15 protein-coding genes are annotated in these 17,253 nt (G+C 50.1%); 11 read left to right on the plus strand and 4 right to left on the minus strand.

Annotated features, from left to right (window positions below):
- Positions 1-86: 86 nt before the first annotated feature.
- Complete coding sequence (locus tag DWY93_RS06920) at positions 87-1,679, minus strand: AAA family ATPase (protein WP_117470750.1); 1,593 nt, start codon at positions 1,677-1,679, stop codon at positions 87-89.
- A gap of 168 nt (positions 1,680-1,847) precedes the next feature.
- Positions 1,848-2,459, minus strand: coding sequence for a 50S ribosomal protein L25 (locus DWY93_RS06925; protein WP_117470751.1), 612 nt, complete (start codon positions 2,457-2,459; stop codon positions 1,848-1,850).
- 564 nt (positions 2,460-3,023) lie between these two features.
- Between DWY93_RS06925 and murI the strand changes: the two genes are divergently transcribed.
- From murI to DWY93_RS06950, 5 genes are all read left to right on the plus strand, one after another.
- On the plus strand, positions 3,024-3,800 hold the full coding sequence (murI, locus tag DWY93_RS06930) for a glutamate racemase (RefSeq protein ID WP_181968505.1): 777 nt from the start codon (positions 3,024-3,026) through the stop codon (positions 3,798-3,800).
- A gap of 36 nt (positions 3,801-3,836) precedes the next feature.
- Positions 3,837-4,430: an NAD(P)H-dependent oxidoreductase gene (locus DWY93_RS06935; protein WP_015553638.1), complete on the plus strand. Its 594-nt coding sequence runs from the start codon at positions 3,837-3,839 to the stop codon at positions 4,428-4,430.
- A complete protein-coding gene (locus tag DWY93_RS06940) occupies positions 4,423-4,632 on the plus strand; it encodes a hypothetical protein (RefSeq protein ID WP_117470753.1) in 210 nt (69 codons plus the stop codon). The genes DWY93_RS06935 and DWY93_RS06940 overlap by 8 nt, the downstream gene beginning before the upstream one ends.
- Positions 4,633-4,908: 276 nt before the next feature.
- Positions 4,909-5,469, plus strand: a complete 561-nt coding sequence (locus tag DWY93_RS06945; protein WP_117470754.1) for an RNA polymerase sigma factor — start codon at positions 4,909-4,911, stop codon at positions 5,467-5,469.
- Positions 5,451-6,236 carry a hypothetical protein gene (locus tag DWY93_RS06950; RefSeq protein ID WP_015553636.1) on the plus strand — a complete coding sequence of 262 codons (786 nt, stop codon included), beginning with the start codon at positions 5,451-5,453 and terminating at the stop codon, positions 6,234-6,236. Before DWY93_RS06945 ends, DWY93_RS06950 begins: the two co-directional genes overlap by 19 nt.
- Before the next feature lie 201 nt (positions 6,237-6,437).
- On the opposite strand, the gene aroE is transcribed toward DWY93_RS06950, so the two are convergent.
- Complete coding sequence (gene aroE, locus DWY93_RS06955; RefSeq protein ID WP_117470755.1) at positions 6,438-7,427, minus strand: shikimate dehydrogenase; 990 nt, start codon at positions 7,425-7,427, stop codon at positions 6,438-6,440.
- 254 nt (positions 7,428-7,681) lie between these two features.
- Between aroE and DWY93_RS06960 the strand changes: the two genes are divergently transcribed.
- Positions 7,682-8,200 (plus strand): shikimate kinase, encoded by a 519-nt coding sequence (locus DWY93_RS06960; RefSeq protein WP_117470756.1) that lies wholly within the window; start codon positions 7,682-7,684, stop codon positions 8,198-8,200.
- A gap of 552 nt (positions 8,201-8,752) precedes the next feature.
- On the opposite strand, the gene DWY93_RS06965 is transcribed toward DWY93_RS06960, so the two are convergent.
- Positions 8,753-11,695, minus strand: coding sequence for a TetM/TetW/TetO/TetS family tetracycline resistance ribosomal protection protein (locus DWY93_RS06965; protein WP_117470757.1), 2,943 nt, complete (start codon positions 11,693-11,695; stop codon positions 8,753-8,755).
- A gap of 390 nt (positions 11,696-12,085) precedes the next feature.
- Between DWY93_RS06965 and rimP the strand changes: the two genes are divergently transcribed.
- The 5 genes from rimP to infB all read left to right on the plus strand — a co-directional run bounded on the left by rimP (position 12,086) and on the right by infB (position 17,249).
- Positions 12,086-12,553, plus strand: coding sequence for a ribosome maturation factor RimP (gene rimP, locus DWY93_RS06970; RefSeq protein ID WP_021904666.1), 468 nt, complete (start codon positions 12,086-12,088; stop codon positions 12,551-12,553).
- A gap of 15 nt (positions 12,554-12,568) precedes the next feature.
- A complete protein-coding gene (gene nusA, locus DWY93_RS06975) occupies positions 12,569-13,735 on the plus strand; it encodes a transcription termination factor NusA (RefSeq protein WP_021904667.1) in 1,167 nt (388 codons plus the stop codon).
- Between the two features lie 71 nt (positions 13,736-13,806).
- Entirely contained in the window at positions 13,807-14,037 is a 231-nt protein-coding gene (locus DWY93_RS06980) for a YlxR family protein (RefSeq protein WP_117470801.1), read from the plus strand.
- Positions 14,024-14,335 (plus strand): ribosomal L7Ae/L30e/S12e/Gadd45 family protein, encoded by a 312-nt coding sequence (locus DWY93_RS06985; protein ID WP_117470758.1) that lies wholly within the window; start codon positions 14,024-14,026, stop codon positions 14,333-14,335. Before DWY93_RS06980 ends, DWY93_RS06985 begins: the two co-directional genes overlap by 14 nt.
- 88 nt (positions 14,336-14,423) lie before the next feature.
- Entirely contained in the window at positions 14,424-17,249 is a 2,826-nt protein-coding gene (infB, locus tag DWY93_RS06990) for a translation initiation factor IF-2 (protein ID WP_242990556.1), read from the plus strand.
- Positions 17,250-17,253: the final 4 nt, after the last annotated feature.

Below are 17,253 nucleotides of genomic sequence, written 5' to 3' on the forward strand. Positions count from 1 at the left end.
AGCAGGGAAATACAGAATTGTCAACTCAGCGACTTTTCTGATCTTTTAAGCTGAAAGATATTGCTGATGTTCACGTGATACTATATTTATTTCTGCATAGTCTCGATCATGCATTCGTGTTTCTTCGTTGTTTTGTTATAATTAATTCCAACAAGTAATATACTACCATGATAATCTTTCAATGCATTTCCATACTGTTTTTCTCTGATCTGGTCTAAAGCTCCAGATGCGCTTTTATCCCATTTAAGTTCGATCACTACCGCAGGCTTATCTAAATGCAGTTTTCTCGGAATCAGACATATATCAGCAAAACCCTTACCTGTAGGCAGTTCACGGATTATCGTATAATATTCACGTGCAAAGTAAAATGCAAGATTTATGGTACAGCTCAGAGAATTTTCATCGTTGTACTGAAGAATCGAAATTTCATCGTGAGCCTTGTCAACTCCTGCCGCAACTGCGTCGGCGTCCATGGCCCACAATGATTCTAAAAGTTTACGGGATGATTCTACGGAGTCGATCACGCCATGCCAGTTCATGGTGCTGATTGCATTCACATATTCCTGTGAGACTTCTTTATTAGGAATGGCAACGGTACCATCTACGCTGTTGTATGTCAGGTAGCCGAGATGGATCAGTAATGTCAAGACATCATCTTTAGTGGCAAATGTGGTCATATCATTGCTGAAAGTTCCTATATTGATTTGTACTGCTTCACCTGCAAGCATTCTGACCACAGAGTCCTGCAGTCCGTCCATATCCATCTGAATGTAAATTTTTAAGGCTTCATATGTTTCCGTCTGATTCCAATAAGTTCCCAACTTGTGTCGCAGCATGGCTTCCACAACCGATTTAGGACTGTAAATAGAGTAATGTTCATCACCATTCTGGCGATGTGCGATCAGATGATATCCATCATACCATGTTTTCGCTTCCTCGAAATTCATATCGTATGTATCGCAGAGTCTGGATACTTCTTGTTCAGTGAAGCCGAAATACCCGGCCAGATCGCCTGGATCGGTCATGGAATATTCTGTAAACATATTTAATGCGGAATGGGAGCCATATTTTTTAATGGGTAATATGCCGGTCATGTAGGCCAATGCCACATAATCCTTATCCTTCAGCCATGCGCGCAAAAAATCTAAATATTTTTTCTGAGCCTCTTTATTCTGCTTGTACTCCCGGAACAGGCAGTCCCACTCATCGATCAGGATCACAAAAGGACATTTGGTATAACGGAATACGTCTTTCATGACCTGAATCAGATTCTTTTCATCACGAAACTGTATTTCGTGAAATGTCTCCTTAAAATCCAAAATCAGATAATTTTTAAGCATCTCCAGCATTTCTTCCATTGTTTCAGACATACTTAAAAATTCCTGCATATTGATTTTGATCACATCATATTGGTTCAGATTTTCCCTATACGATCTGTCTTTACTGATAGCAAGATTTTGAAATAATTCCGTTGTATCCTCGCTCCGGTCATAATATGCGGCGAGCATATTAGCGGCCATTGATTTTCCGAATCTTCTTGGACGGCTTACACAGATATATTTCTGCTCGGTACAAAGCGCTTCATTGGTTCTGGCGATCAGTTCGCTTTTGTCGACATAAATTTTAGAGCGGAGACTACCGCGGAATGAAAGATTCCCCGGATTCAGATAACTTCCCATGCAAATTCCTCCCATCAGAAAAAGCGTCTTTGATTGTTTTTATTATACTTGATTCCAGCGGGAAGTACAAGGAGTGTTCATTTCCTACGGATGTAAAAATGGCGGCGTCGCTCACCATTGAAGCGATACCGCCATTTTTATATCCATTTCTATATATGGACGCGGAGATTATTTGGTCTCTTTTTCCTCAGCAGCAGCTGCAGCAGGTGCAGTTGTAACTTCAGTTTCCGGAACAACGTTGTGAACCGGGATGACGGAGAGCACAACAGCCTCCGGATCAGTCTTTAAGTCGATGTCTTTGTTCTTTGCGATGTCAAGATCCTTGACATGTACGATGTCACCAACCTTGAGGCCTGCAGCATCCAGTGTTGTCTTCTCGACAAGTGCGGACGGGAATGCTCTGTAAGCAACTTCGCTTAAGTCTTCCTGAAGAACGCCGCCGACAACAGCCTCACGGTTCAGGATTACGATCTCAGCAGTAGAAGTAACCTTTTCATCGCTTACAAGTGCCTGAAAATCAATCTCATCGATCTTTCTTGTCATTGCATTGTAGTCAATTTCCTTGATCAGGACATCATATACCTGCCCCTCAATGTCGAGATTGATCTGGCCGCCTTTATGTTCGGTCTTTAAAAGACGTTCAGCATCTGCAGCGTTCATCTTTACCGGAATGGAGCCTTCGATGGCATGTCCGAAAACATTACCTGTAACAAATCCTTCACGTCTTAATCTCTTTGCCTTTACATCCATGCTTCTTTTTTCAGCTTTTAAAGTAGTCATTTATCTTTTCCTCCAAAAATCTGATTCCCGGCAAACGAACCAGTATTCGTTCTGCCGGATTCGCTTAGCAGCCCTCAGCTTTAGTGTATAAAGGGGTTTTGTTAAGTTTGTGACTAATAACTGTTCAATAGGTCTGCGCATTTACTGCGCTGACCGTAACATAATTTTGACCAGCAGGCAAAAATCCCATTGCCGCAGGCAATTCGGAATGGATTTTTGCGTAACTGTGAAGGTACTGAACAGTTACCGCTTCTTTCTTGTTACAGCGTAAGTATAGCAGTGTTTTGAGAAACAGATTAACCAAAAATGAAAAAAATAAAGGCCTAAATTTTAAAAAATGCACAAAAACAGAGCGGAGAAAGTCTGTGGATGTTCAAAACGGGGAAAGTGTGATAAGATATAAGAGATCATCACAAAGAATAATTCGATGAAATAACTGGTGTTGTGCAGGAAAGAGATGTGCGGTCATGGAAATGAAACATGACAGCCTGAGAACACGAGGATTCATATAATATGCTGCATGAGATCCGGCAGATTTCTGCAGCAGTCAATGAGGTGAACATTATGAATACAGACAATCGACCGATCGGTGTTTTGGATTCCGGACTCGGCGGGATCAGTGTTTTGAGAGAATTAGTGAAACTGATGCCGGGGGAGGATTTCTTATATTACGGGGACTCCGCAAATGCCCCTTACGGCATACGTACCCCGGAGGAGGTCATTGACCTCACAAAAAAGGATGTGGATTTTTTGCTGGAACGCGGGGCGAAAGCCATAGTTGTGGCCTGCAACACGGCAACCAGTGTGGCGATCCGGGAATTGAGAGAGGAGTATGAGAAGAAGGATATTCCGGTGATCGGAATCGAACCGGCGCTGAAGCCGGCGGTGCTTGCGAAAGAGCACTCAAAGGTTGTCGTTATGGCGACTCCTATGACACTCTCCCAGACAAAATTTAATTCCATGCTGCATGTCTACGAGGACGAGGCGAATATCATCAAGATGCCGTGCCCGGGACTTGTGGAGTATATCGAGGGCGGAATGTTAGAGGGACCTGTTCTGGACGAGTATCTGGAAAAACAGTTCGAGCCTTACGAGAAATCAGAGATCGACGCGGTGGTACTCGGTTGCACACATTACCCGTTAGTAAAAGATGAGATCCAGAAACATCTGCCCGGCGTGGCGATCTATGACGGTGGATTCGGAACCGCGAAGCAGACGAGAAAGCGCCTGACTGAGTGTGGACTGTTATCAGGGAAAGAGTCCGGAGGTGAGGTGAAGATCTTTAACAGTAAGAATACGGAGGATGTTCTGGAGCTTTCGAGAAGACTGTTGAATTTATAGATACATGTAATATCAAAAATATCTGGAGAGAAAGGTATGAAAAAATTATTGTACATTGACGCCTGCGTGAACCGCGATATTTCAAGAACGGAGAGACTTGCGCAGGCTTTATTAAAGGAAATGAACAAGAACGGGGAATATGAGGTCGAGACCCTGTGCCTGGAGGATGAAGATCTGAAGCTTTTTACCGGAAAAGAGAGTGCAGGACGGGAACAGCTCACGAGGGCCGGAATTTATGAGGGACCGCTGTTTGACTATGCAAAGCAGTTTGCGTCCGCAGACCGGATCCTTGTGGCGGCCCCGTACTGGGATTTTACTTTCCCGGCGAGAATGAAATGTTATCTGGAGCAGATCTGTGTGACAGGGCTGACCTTTACCTTTTCTTCCAAGGGAATCCCGGGTGGGCTGTGCCATGCCGACAGTCTCCATTATGTGACCACCAGCGGTGGCTCCATCGGGGATCTGAATCTCGGATATGAGTATGTCGAGAAACTCTGCAAGGTATATTACGGAATCAATAAGACTGTGTGCTATACCGCAGAGGGGCTTGACATCGAGGGCAATTCCGTGGAAGAGATCATGAAGGCGGCAGAGGAGGAGGCAGTCCGGACATACCGGAACTTTGCGTGATTTCCTCAGGTTCATCTCCTTTTTTACAATAAGATATATCGCGATCGACTTAAGCGGCGGGAAGAAAAAGCTTCCGATCCGCAGCATTACCGTTGTCCCGAAGAATCATATCGACCTCGCGCGGGAGGGCATGAAGGAGTATCTTCACAGCCATGGATATGAGGTGGATGTGGAGCTTTCTAGGATCAAGTTAAGGTATTAGTACGAAAAATCATATTAAGGCATCAATCGAAACAGGACAGATCATCTGCGTGGATGCGGGTGGCTGTCCTGTTTTTTGCGGCTCTATGAAAATGGCTGACGGTAGACGCGATGGAAGTCAGTGTAGATAGAAAAACAAAAATAAATATGTCTGGTGGAAAAATAAGTTATATATTTGGAAGAATAAAGAAGAAAAGAAATTTCCGATAAAAATGAACTTTCCCCCAATTGCCTGTCTCTATAAGACAGATGCATCAAAAAAGAGAGGAGGCAGGACATGGATGAAGAGAATATCGTGAGACGCATGATCAACGGGGACATGGATGCCTTCGGGGAGCTGATGGAGAAGTATGAGAGGCCGGCGCTCAGGGCGGCCTGGCTGATCTCCGGGAACGCGGCGGACAGCGAGGACATTGTCCAGGAGACATTCACCGCCTGCTATTTAAACAGAAAGAAGCTCCGGGATCCGGCAGCCTTTAAGACATGGTTTTACAGGATACTCACAAGGTCCGCGTGGAAGATCAGCAGAAAGTCACGGAAAGAACAGCCGGAGGAGGAACCTGCATCCGGGCAGGCGGACACCGGAAGGTCCGTCCTAGAAAACTGCATTATGAAGGAAGAGGAGCGGATCCTCCACGAGGCGGTGGAAAAGCTGCCGCCGAAGCAGAAGACCGTGTTGATCCTATACTATTACAATGATATGCCGATCCGCGAGATCGCAAGGGTCTGCGGAGTGTTTGAGGGAACGGTGAAATCCAGGCTGTTCCACGCGAAGGAACAGTTGAAGCAAATCCTCACACAGGAGGAAGGAGGAAAAACATGGACGATCCTATCTTAGAAAAGAGACTGAAAAACATGTTTGAGAGCCGCGCAGGCGAACTTCCGGACGAATCGGTGCGGAAGGCGCGGATCCGGAGAAATGTATATGAGAAGATAGAAAGAGAGGGAAATTATATGAAGAAAGGTTTTATGAAAAAAGCGGTAGCAGCAGTTGCAGCGATCTGTGTATTTGGAAGCATGACGGCGTTCGCGATTGGAAAGATCGCGGGAATCACATCCCGCACCGATATAAGAGATGAAGTCCACACCTATGAACAGGCGCTGGAGCTTCAGAAGGAGAATGGACCGATGGTAGATTTCCCGGAGAAATTCTCCAACGGGTACGCGTTTAAGGCTGCTGTGCCGGTAAACTATGAGACGGAAGATAAAGATGGAAATAAACTGGGAAACGGAACACAGCTTTCCGTCACATACGGAAAAGACGGCATGGAGGATGTCACGTTTTCCGCGGAAGTCGGCATGGATGGAGAACTCACCCCGGCAGAGGTGAGGACATGCGAGGATGGTACAGAACTCTGTTTCTACAAGCTGACCAACAAGTTCGTTCCGGCAGATTATGAGCTCACCGAGGAGGACAAAAAGGCCCAGGAAGACGGCAATTTTAACCTGGCTTACGGCAGCGATAAGGTCGAAGTTATGACTTCCTACACGGTAGAGTGGAACATGGACGGACAGGGCTACAGCCTCTTCAAGTTTGGTGAGGATCTCGGCGCTGAGGAGATGTTTGGAATGGCGGAAGAGATTATTGCGGGACAGAGTAAGTAGAAGATAAAACAACTGGCAGTTCATAAGATAGATGATGAAAGCCTGAAATAAAAGATTTGATTAAGGAAAACGATCTGTTTGTGGTATTGATGGTTTGCACAGACAGATCGTTTTCCTTTTTTGATGCCATGCATCCAGAGAAAACTGTCGGTGGCAGGTTCTGGAGGTCATGTGTAAATAGAAACTTTAAAAGTAGAGTATTTATTTTTCGTCAGTGATTAACTCATGTGAAATACCGTTTCCGGCGTTTAAAGCAGCAATGACACGGCGTAAGTGATCTAAGTTGCTTTTTGAATAAAAAGGATCGGAGAAAAATTCCTTCTTGATCTTCTCCACTGGCATCTCCTTTCCAGTCCAGAGACGGAAGGCCTCGGCACCCTGGTAGAGGAGCATATAGGATCCGTTGAAGAACGGGTTGCCCTGATTTTTAGCCATGGTGAGGAGCTTTGTCTCACGCGGATTGTAGATGATATCGGAGACGATGAGGTCTTTCGGAAAAGTCAGATTTTCCGGGACCGGGCAGGTATCCTCGTGGGGAGCCATGCCGACGGAGGTCCCGTTTGTGAGGATAGCGCTGTCCGCAAGTTCTTTCTTTAAGAGATTCGCGTCGGAGAAGTCACAGATCTTGATCCTGCAGTCAGTGATCTCAGTGAGCTCCTCGACGGTATGTACCAGGCGGTCGTAGAAGCGGCTGGTGGGTCTCATGAAGACGGAGATCTCTTTTAAGCCGTCGAGGGCAGCCTGTACCAGAATTGCGGTGGCAGCGCCTCCTGCGCCCAGAAGTGTCATTTTTTTGCCGATGATATCGTAACCGGCATCTTTTACGGACTGCATGTAACCGATGCCGTCGGTGTTATGGCCGACGAGACGTCCATCTTCGTTTACGACCGTGTTGACAGCACCGATGATCCGGGCAGCGGTGGAGAGTTCGTCGCAGAGGGAGACCATGAGATTTTTATCCGGCATGGTCAGGTTGAAGCCGCGGGCACCGAGAACCTTTAAACCGGCAACTGCGGTGGGAAGTGTCTCCTCATTGACATCAAATGCGAGGTAGCGGTAGTCGAGCCCAAGAGCCTCAAAGGATGCGTTGTGCATCATCGGGGAGACGCTGTGGGCGCAGGGGCTGCCGAGCAGACAGATAAGACCGGTGTGTCCGGTGATCGGTGAAGCTGCGGATGTGGTGTTTTCCATTTTATGTGTACCTCCGGGGAGTGATTTTTCTCGCTTTATTATAACAGTGCAGGAAAGAAAATGCAAAAGAAAATTTATGATTTTAAAGTGTGAAAATATGAAAACAAAAGTTCCACGGGCTTTGATTGCAGAGCAGATTAAAATCTGGTATACTTGCACTAAATGACGCATGAAAGTGGAAAAGTGTTTTGGGTGTGGGAGAAAACAGTTAGAGATTTTGAGAGACTATTAGTACGAAAAGGAGAATTTAGATTATGGCGGGATTGAAGGAACATATTTTTCTGATCGGATTTATGGGCTGCGGGAAGAGTACGAACGCGGAGTGCCTGGCGGAGATGACCGGGGCGAGGCAGGTGGAGATGGATCAGATGATCGTGGAGAATGAGGAAATGGCGATCGCGGATATTTTTAAGGAGAAGGGGGAAGCGTATTTCCGGGAGTTGGAGACAGATCTGATCAAAAGCTTTGCGGGAGTGGAGCCGGCGGTGATCTCCTGTGGGGGAGGTGCTGTTTTGAAGGAGGAGAATGTGCGGCTTATGAAGGAGTCTGGGAAGATCGTGCTTCTCACGGCAGAGCCGGGGACGATCTACGAGCGTGTGAAGGACAGTACGGAGAGACCGGTACTGAATGGGAATATGAATGTTGGGTATATTGAAGAGCTGATGGAGAAGCGCAGGCCGAAGTATGAGGCGGCGGCTGATGTGAAGGTTGCTACGGATGGGAAGACGGCAGAAGAAATCTGCGGGGAGATCCTTGAGGTTTGTGGGAAATAGATTGGCTAGAGGTACGCGCCGGTGAGTCTTCGGGCGCGAACGCAGGGGTTCGGGAGCGGTTCCTCTAAGCTTGCAGAAGAATGCTAAGGGCGGAGAACAGTCGGCACAACTCGCTGACGCTCAGACTAGTGCCGCCTGTCCTCCAACGCATTCTCCTGCGAGCCAAGAGGAAGCCAGGCTCCCTGCACAAAGCGTCCGTGCCCGAAGACTCACCGGCGCTGTGCGTTGGCGGTTTGGAAGATTGCGTATCAGCGCGGTGTGTTGACAGGAGCGAGGAGAAGTTATGTGCTTGAGTCTGAAGGTTTAAAATCGCGCTCTATTTCGAAAATTTCGAAAATTCGCTGGATTGCGTGTTGGTGGTTCAAGGGAGAGAGATTGAGGGCAGGTCGGAAAATGTAGAGAATGGCTGGAAATAGGACGGAAAAAGTGTGAGAAATGTCTGAAATGGGGTCAGAAAAAGGCACTGACGTGCCAAAGATGCGCACTCGCGCGAAGATGTAGACTGTCGCAAGCGACCGCGCGAGGCGCGAGAATGTGCCAAGGCACATTCTTTTATGGCATTTCAGGATTTTTTCCCAGTCGTACTGCCTCTAAATACTTCTGTGTCTCCGCGTCTGCATGCGCGAACAGATAATTTTTTGCATTGCCGGTGTGCTTTCCCTTTTCCTCAGAGATCAGCTTTCCGACACGTTCGATCTCCTCACGGAAATCCCTCGCGGACCAGAGGATACAGCCCTGACTTCGGATAATGAGCTGGATCACGCCGTCGGAGGTAGCGACTGTGGTGCGGTATCGTCTGCCGATGCGGATCGCGACTTTTTCGATGTACTGGTCGGCGGTCTCCGCCTCTTTTGTATACACGACGTTGATGTTGTGGTATTTCTGGACTTTCTCCACACCGCCGGGGACCTTGTAGGCGTCGAAGACGACGATGACGCAGATCTTGCGGAATCCCTGGTAGTTGCTTAGGATGTCCATGAGCTTGTAGCGGGCGGCGTCGATGCTGACTGCCGCCAGGTCGCTCAGCTCCTCCCAGGCAAAGATGATGTTGTAGCCGTCAACGAGAAGATACTCGTCCTCTGGCGCCTCTTTTTCCTTCACCGGCTTCACCGGGCTGGCGTTCTTTGCGCGGATCACGGTGCGGGAGTCGTAGTCGGAGGCAAGCTTCCGCTTCGGCTCGCCGTATGTACGGGTGAAGATGGCCTGGAGTTCCTTGTCGTCATAGAAGGAAAGGGAAGAACCTCCATTTCCGCGGCTGTCGGAGGAAGAACCGGCGGTGCCATTCGCAGAAGCTCCAGAGTCGATACCGTTACCAGAAGCGGCAGAGCCGCTCGAACCAGGTCCAGCTCCAGAGCCAGAATTTTTACTGCAAGGAAAACCAGAGCCAGCAGCGCTGCCGCCAGCTGCGCCACTCGGAACTTTCCCCGCGGCTACATCCGCCGCCATCGCCGCCAGCCGTTCATTCGCTTCCTTAAGCTCCCGTTCCTGCTGTTCCTTCGCAAGCTGCTTTGCCAGCGGACTCTCCACATGCATATACTGCTTCACCTCACTCCACGGCACCACGAAGCCTGCCCCGTGGGAGCAGAAGACGGATCCGGCAGGATCCTGAAGGTCGGAATCGAAATCGTAGCCGGAGGCCGAGATCACCTCCTCGGCGTTGTGGCACGGTTCGTAGCCGGAAAGACTCAAGGTCAGCCGCCCACGGCCTTTTGTGTAGGAGATCACATCGCGCTGATAATTTCTCATGGTGGAAACCGGAGCGGTTCCCGTAAGAAGAGCCATAGCACCATCCTGTTCCGGTGCAGAAAAATCACCTTGCATCCGGTCAAGATCCGCCATAGCACGCCCAAGGTTTTCCGATGGGACTTCCAGACGGAACGCATAGTACGGCTCTAAGAGCACACACCCCGCCTCGCAGAGTCCCTGACGGACAGCACGGTAGGTTGCCTGACGGAAATCGCCGCCCTCCGTGTGCTTCTGATGGGCACGTCCGGCGATCAGAGTGATCTTCATATCGGTGATCTCGGAACCGGTGAGGATTCCCCGGAAACGCTTTTCTTCCAGATGTGTCAGGATCAGCCTCTGCCAGTTCCGATCCAGCATATCCTCGTTGCAGTCTGCGTCAAAGACAAGTCCGCTTCCCGGTTCGCCTGGCTCCATCAAAAGATGGACTTCCGCGTAGTGGCGCAGCGGTTCGAAATGTCCGACGCCCTCAACGGTCTTAGCAATCGTTTCCTTATATACAATATTTCCTTCCCCAAAACCGATCTCCACACCGAAACGTTCCTGTACCTGACTTTTTAGGATCTCCATCTGCACATCGCCCATGACCTGGGCCTGAATCTCGCCCAGTGCCTCGTTCCAGACGATATGGAGCTGCGGATCTTCCTCCTCGAGCATGCGCATGTTTTTGAGCATGGTGTGGGAGTCTGTCCCAAATGGCAGCAGGATCCGGTAGGTGAGGACCGGCTCTAAAAGCGGAAGAGCACTCTCGGAGGCAGTTCCGAAGACCTGTCCAGGCCTCGTGTCGGAGATTCCGGTGACGGCCACCACCATGCCAGGTTCCGCTTCCTTCAATGCCTCAAACTTTGAGCCGGAGTAGAGCCGGATCTGGTTGATCTTCTCCTCAGAATCAGGGGACAGCGAATCGCGGATCTTCAAACTTCCGCCCGTGACCTTCAGATGCGTCATCCGGACGCCTGCCCCATCGCGGGAGATCTTGAACACCTTCGCGCCGAAGTCCTTCGTGTAGTCCGGACATGACGCAAACTCCCCGAGGGCGGTCAGAAATTCCCGGACGCCGGAAAGTTTTAACGCAGAGCCGAAAAAGCACGGGAAGAGTTTCCGGTCATGGATGACTTTCCGCACATCGTCTGTCTTTAAAGTACCGTCTGCGAGGTAAGCTTCCAGAAGCGCTTCATCGCAGGTGGCGATCTCCTCAGCTGCCTCTTCTGGATCTCTGCAGACCGCCGAAAACGGTTCAGCAGAGACTGAAAATGTCAACACATCCTCATTCCCGATCACCCCGCTGAAGTCCACGACTCCATGATCCAGCCGCTCCTTCAGCGATGCCAGCACCGCATCTCGATCCGTCCCTTTCTGATCCATCTTATTCACAAAGATAAACACCGGGATCCGGTATCGTCTTAAGAGTCTCCAGAGCGTCTCCGTATGTCCCTGCACCCCATCAGCCCCGCTGACGATGAGCACCGCGTAGTCCAGCACCTGCAGTGTCCGCTCCATCTCCGCCGAAAAGTCCACATGACCCGGCGTGTCGAGGAGCGTCACGGAAGCATCGCCTAACGGAAAGACCGCCTGTTTCGAAAAGATCGTGATGCCGCGGGCGCGCTCCAGTGCAAACGTATCGAGAAACGCGTCCCGGTTGTCTACGCGCCCCATTTTCTTTAATTTTCCTGTCTCATATAAAATTGCCTCGGACATGGTCGTCTTTCCAGCGTCGACATGCGCGAGGATACCGATAACAAATCGTTTCATATACAATAAGGTCTGCTTTCTGTAATATAGATATAATAAGTGACCTGCCGCCTGAAAGAAAATAAAAGGCGGCAGCGTAAACATAGTATATCAGAAAACAGAATCCCATGCAACGAGGCACCGGCACAGGATTCACCAGGATCAGCATGATTTGCGTAAATGGACAGGTCTGTCGGGCTGGTCACTGCCCCAAAATCATAGAAAACACCCGGAAAACTGCACAGAAATCCCGCAAACAGGCACTTTTCCCAGCAAACCCCTTGATTTTTCAGATGTTCTATGCTATGATTTTGATGATAACATAAGTAACCGGTCAAAAGAGTGGACGAAAAAGTCCACTCTTTCGTTTTGCATAACCGGAATATTCCGGCAGAAAGGCGGTGGAAACCCATGGCAAGAAGAGATGAATATGAATCCAGGGTCGAGAAATTTTTAATTCCGATCATGGAAGAGAATAATTTTGAACTGGTGGACGTGGAGTACGTGAAGGAAGCGGGTACCTGGTACCTGAGAGCCTATATCGACAAAGAGGGCGGCTTTACAGTGGATGACTGTGAGATGGTATCGAGACGCTTAAGCGACTGGCTCGATAAAGAAGACTTTATCGATGACAGCTATATCCTGGAAGTAAGCTCCCCGGGACTTGGCAGACCGTTAAAGAAAGAGAAGGACTTTAAGAGAAGTCTCGGCGAAGCAGTCGATATCAAGCTGTACCGCGCCATCGAGAGACAGAAAGATTTCTCCGGAATTCTCACGGCATATGACGCGGACACCGTAACGATCCGCTACGAGGACGGTTCCGAGAGCACATTTAATAGAAAAGACATTGCCTTAATCCGTCTGGCATTCGATTTTTAATAAGGAGGATAAAAAATGAACAAGGAACTGATGGAATCGATGAATATACTCGAAAAAGAGTACAACATCAGTAAGGACACATTGCTGGAGGCAATTGAGAATTCACTTCTCACAGCCTGCAAGAACCATTTCGGCAAAGCTGACAATGTGAAAGTCATCATTGATCCGGATGGCTGCGACTATTCTGTATATATGGAAAAAGAGGTCGTTGAGACTGTGGAGGACCCGATCACACAGATCAGCCTCGCCGACGCAAGAATGATCGCTCCGAGACATGTCCTTGGTGATATCGTCCAGATCCCCATTGATTCCCATGATTTCGGCAGAATCGCGACGCAGAACGCGAAGAACGTGATCTTACAGAAGATCCGCGAGGAGAGCCGTAAGTCCCAGTTGAGCGAGTGGCAGTGCAAGGAGAAAGAGGTCGTTACGGGTATTGTCCAGCGTTATATCGGCCGCAATGTCAGCGTAGATCTCGGAAAGATCGATGCGATCCTTCCGGAAGCTGAGCAGGTAAAGGGCGAAGTATTCCAGAGAACTGAGCGCATCAAGGTTTATATCCTGGAAGTTAAGGACAGCCCGAAGGGACCGAGAATCTCCGTATCCAGAACGCATCCGGACCTCGTAAGACGTCTGTTTGAGGCTGAGATCGCAGAGGTCCGCGACGGTACCGTTGAGATTCGCGCCATCGCCCGTGAGGCAGGTTCCAGAACAAAGATCGCTGTAAGCTCCACAGACCCGAACGTTGATCCGGTAGGTGCATGTGTAGGTTTAAACGGCGCGAGAGTCAACGCGATTGTCAACGAGCTCCGCGGTGAGAAGATCGATATCATCAATTGGGACGACAACCCGGCGTTCTTAATTGAAAACGCGTTGAGTCCGGCGAAGGTCATCTCCGTCGTTGCGGATGAGGACGAGAAAGAGGCACAGGTCATCGTTCCGGACTACCAGTTATCCTTAGCGATCGGTAAAGAAGGACAGAATGCAAGACTTGCCGCAAGACTTACCACCTACAAGATCGATATCAAGAGTGAGACACAGGCGAGAGAGCTTGGCCTCTTCGACGATATGGATTTCGGCGAGGAAGGCTTTGAGGGCGAGTACGAGAAAGATGTAGAGCCGGCAGAGGACGAAGCTCCGGCAGAGGAAACTTCCGAAGCACAGGCTGAGACAGAAGAATAGGAGAGAAGGGAACGACCACAGTGAGTACAGTAAAGAAGGTTCCGCAGAGACAGTGCATTGGCTGCGGTGAAATGAAAAACAAGCGGGAGCTGATCCGTGTCTTAAAAGGTACTGACGACGTGATTTCCATTGACGCGACCGGAAGAAAAAACGGACGCGGCGCATATATCTGCCCATCCATGGCATGCTTTGAAAAGGCAGTGAAGAGCCGGGGACTGGAACGCTCCTTTAAAATGGCAATTCCAAAAGAGGTTTACGAAAGTCTGAAAAAGGAGATGGAACAGATCGATGAACAGAAATAAGGTCCTGGGCCTGCTGGGCCTGGCGGAGAAAGCCGGCAAGGTAAGAAGTGGCGAGTTCTCCACAGAGAAGGCGGTAAAGTCCGGAAAAGCCGGACTGGTGGTCGTATCGGAAGAATCTTCGGACAACACAAAGAAAATGTTCCGGAACATGTGTACTTACTATAAGGTCCCGTACTTTGAGTTCGGAAGCAAGGAAGAGCTCGGACACATCCTGGGAAAGCAGATGAGAGCGTCCCTGGCCGTGATCGACGAGAATTTTTCCAATGCGTTGTTGAAGCATTTTACTGCAAAAGCGTAGTCCTGCGGACATGAGGAGCGCATGCCTGCATGCGGCGGGTCATGTACATTGGCGATGGTTTGCAGGGACTATTTTGGAGGTGGCGAGCGTGAGTGAGTTTGAAAAGGATTTAAGAAAGAAAAAAGAGGGAACAGATACATTGAATCAGAATCAGGAGAATTCCACAAAGCCGGCAGTTCCGGCTGAAGGAGAAAATAATGCGCCGGCAGCACCGGCAAAGAAGCGTATTGCGGCAGTTTACCGTCCGCAGAACAGCACACAGAAACGTCCGGCAGGAAACCGCCAGCAGGGCGGTCAGAGACCGGCAAGACAGAACAACGGTTCCGGCATGCAGGTGAGACCGACGACAAACAGCGTGCCGGCAGAACCGGCAAAGGCAGCTGAGACTTCAGCAGCACCGGCACCGGAGAAAAAGGCGGAGACAGTTAAGACAGAGGCACCGGCACAGGATCTTCGTGAGAATGTCCGTCCGCTTCCGAACCAGAGCCGTCCGGAAGGACGCCAGGGCTTCCAGTCCAGAGAGAGCCGTCCGTTCCCGGGACGCGACGGAAACCGTGAGAGCGGAAGAGATAACCGCCAGGGCGGCTATCAGGGCAGCAGAGATAATAATCGTCAGGGCGGCTACCAGGGTAACAGAGACGGAAACCGCCAGGGTGGCTATCAGGGCAACAGAGACGGAAACCGCCAGGGCGGCTATCAGGGCAACAGAGACGGAAACCGCCAGGGTGGCTACCAGGGCAACCGCGATAACAACCGTCAGGGCGGCTACCAGGGCAACAGAGACGGAAACCGCCAAGGTGGTTATCAGGGTAACAGAGATAACAATCGCCAGGGCGGCTACCAGGGCAACAGAGACGGAAACCGCCAGGGTGGCTACCAGGGCAACCGTGACAACAATCGTCAGGGCGGTTACCAGGGCAGAAACGACAACCGTCAGGGCGGAAACAGAAGCGGCATGGGCATTCCGAAGCCGTCCTTCGATACACCGCTTGCACAGAAGCAGCAGAACACAAAGCAGAGCAAGAACGCTTACAAGAAAGAGCATGACGCAAAGAAAGACCGCGATATCGAGATGAAAGGCAAGGCAGGAAAGGGCCAGAAGGGCGTAAAAGCTCCGGTTATGCCGCCGCAGCCGAAGAAGGAGGAGGCGAAGGTCGAGGAGATCAAGACCATCGTAATCCCGGAGGTTATCACGATCAAAGAACTCGCGGACAAGATGAAATTACAGCCGTCCGCAATCGTTAAGAAGCTCTTCTTACAGGGCACCATCGTTACGATCAACCAGGAGATCGACTTCGAGAAAGCCGAAGAGATCGCTATGGAGTATGATGTTCTCTGCGAGAAGGAGAAGAAGGTCAACGTCATCGAGGAACTCTTAAAAGAGGAAGAAGAGGACGAGAAGGACATGGTTCCGAGACCGCCGGTCATCTGCGTAATGGGTCATGTTGACCACGGTAAAACTTCCCTTCTCGACGCGATCCGCCAGACAAACGTAACCTCCAGAGAGGCAGGCGGTATCACACAGCACATCGGTGCCTATGTTGTTGAATACAACGGACAGAAGATCACATTCCTCGATACACCGGGTCATGAGGCGTTCACGGCAATGCGTATGCGTGGTGCCCAGGCAACAGATATCGCGATCCTCGTTGTCGCAGCGGACGACGGTGTTATGCCGCAGACTGTTGAGGCCATCAACCACGCGAAGGCAGCAGGCGTTGAGATCATCGTTGCTGTCAACAAGATCGATAAGCCGAGCGCAAACGTAGAGAGAGTAAAACAGGAGTTATCCGAGTATGAGCTGATTCCTGAGGACTGGGGCGGAAGCACCGTATTCGTACCGGTTTCCGCACATACAAAAGAGGGAATCCCGGAACTTCTCGAGATGATCCTCTTAACAGCAGAGGTAAAAGAGTTAAAGGCAAACCCGAACCGCCGCGCGAGAGGTCTCGTGATCGAGGCGCAGCTTGATAAGGGAAGAGGACCGGTGGCAACGGTACTTGTACAGAAAGGTACCTTAAAGGTCGGTGACGCTATCGCCGCTGGCTGCTGCTACGGTAAAGTCCGCGCCATGATGGACGATAAGGGCAACCGTGTCAAAGAGGCTGGCCCGTCCACTCCGGTTGAGATCCTCGGTCTCAACGATGTTCCGAACGCAGGTGAGGTATTCATCGCGCACCAGAACGAGAAAGAGGCAAGAAGCTTCGCAGAGACATTCATCGCAGAGAGCAAGAATAAGCTTATCGAAGATACAAAGGCAAAACTCTCCTTAGACGACCTGTTCTCCCAGATCAAGGCCGGAAATGTCAAGGAGCTTCCGATCATCGTAAAAGCCGATGTACAGGGTTCTGTAGAGGCTGTAAAACAGAGTCTCGTAAAGCTTTCCAACGAGGAAGTTGTTGTCAAAGTCATCCACGGCGGCGTTGGCGCGATCAACGAGTCCGACGTTACACTTGCATCCGCTTCCAATGCGATCATTATCGGTTTCAACGTTCGTCCGGACGCACAGGCGAAGTCCATCGCGGACCGCGAGAAAGTCGACATGCGTCTGTACCGCGTCATCTACCAGGCGATCGAGGATGTAGAGGCTGCCATGAAGGGTATGCTGGATCCGGTATACGAGGAGCAGGTAACCGGTCATGCAGTTGTCCGCCAGACGTTCAAGGCATCCGGAGTCGGCACCATCGCTGGTTCCTATGTGCTTGACGGTAAGATCACCCGCGGAAGCAAAGCCCGCATCACGAGAGACGGAGAGCAGATCTTCGAGGGACCGCTTGCATCCTTAAAGCGTTTCAAGGACGACGTGAAGGAAGTCAACGCAGGCTACGAGTGCGGTCTTGTATTCGAGGGCTTCAACGATCTTCAGGAAGACGATATGATCGAAGTTTATATCATGGTAGAGGTGCCGAGATAGTTGT

Origin of the sequence: Clostridium sp. AF28-12 (assembly GCF_003435225.1) — a bacterium.
In the GTDB taxonomy this organism is placed as follows: domain Bacteria; phylum Bacillota; class Clostridia; order Lachnospirales; family Lachnospiraceae; genus Pilosibacter; species Pilosibacter fragilis.